This is a genomic window from Bartonella sp. CL71SXKL (genome assembly GCF_042194935.1).
GTDB lineage: Bacteria > Pseudomonadota > Alphaproteobacteria > Rhizobiales > Rhizobiaceae > Bartonella.
The window spans coordinates 1-865 of record NZ_JBHINI010000092.1 but is presented as its reverse complement, the minus strand read 5'-3'; the positions used below and the strand labels follow the sequence as shown (position 1 = coordinate 865).

General features: G+C 46.9%; 1 protein-coding gene and 1 pseudogene. Both read right to left on the bottom strand.

All coding sequences use genetic code 11. The features are described 5' to 3' along the window. On the bottom strand, positions 1-734 hold a 734-nt coding region (locus ACFILA_RS09640), incomplete at its 3' end, for a portal protein (protein WP_375661137.1). Then, positions 719-865, bottom strand: a pseudogene (locus tag ACFILA_RS09635) (PBSX family phage terminase large subunit); the annotation flags it as partial. The gene ACFILA_RS09640 and the pseudogene ACFILA_RS09635, both read right to left, overlap by 16 nt.

Genomic DNA, 865 nt, shown 5'->3' with positions numbered 1-865 from the left:
CGACCGTTTTCAACATCAATGCCCTTCTCATCATTATAAGCTTCAAGATCATTATGATGAATGCCCTCATAAGCAACCCCATCCCTTGCCCAATCTGCACTCAGCTCTGTCCAATGAGCTTTGGGAAACATCTGCTTAGCTACTTCCAAGGGCTTGCGATCTACATACCACATGCGTTGTGCATCGGTTAAATTCGGTTGCACTGCCGCGCTATCCCAAACCATCTTTAACGGGTCTAAACGCGTAATGACCGGTTCACCATCAAAGCTATTTTCATAATCAAGGCGGGTATCAGTCCACCCCATGCCGCAGATAACGGCATCTTGGAAAGCATCACTATCAGCGTATTCTGCATGCGCCATGTCCCGAAACCATTCTGCCGCACCAGTAAGCAATTCACTAGGCAATGCCTTCCCTACTTGACGGGGAATAAACTGCACTTCTCGCTTATTGTTGCGTTCTGACCCCACAACGGCATTCACAAGCGGAGCAATACGATTAAAGGTCATAACGGGGCGGCGTTGCTCTTTTAACGCCGCTAAATCAGCCTCATTCCACTGATCACCATTGTAAAAACGAAAATCCTCCCGTGCATGTTCACGCCATTTATTCACATGCTCCACATCTTCTTTGTACCAACTCACAAGCTTGCGAAATAAGCCTTCTGTCGACAAATCTGATGCGTTACTTTCTTTATCTAAATGCTCTTCATCATACATCATTCTGCCATCCATGAGGTACTCTCATATTCCGTTCTGCCGCTATAAGCTGGTCGCTTTTGTATCGTCGGAGGTTCTTCATAAGCCACGCACATCAATCCAAAGGCATCTGCCCCATGACTGGACCAATCATGCTCTGCTCCCAA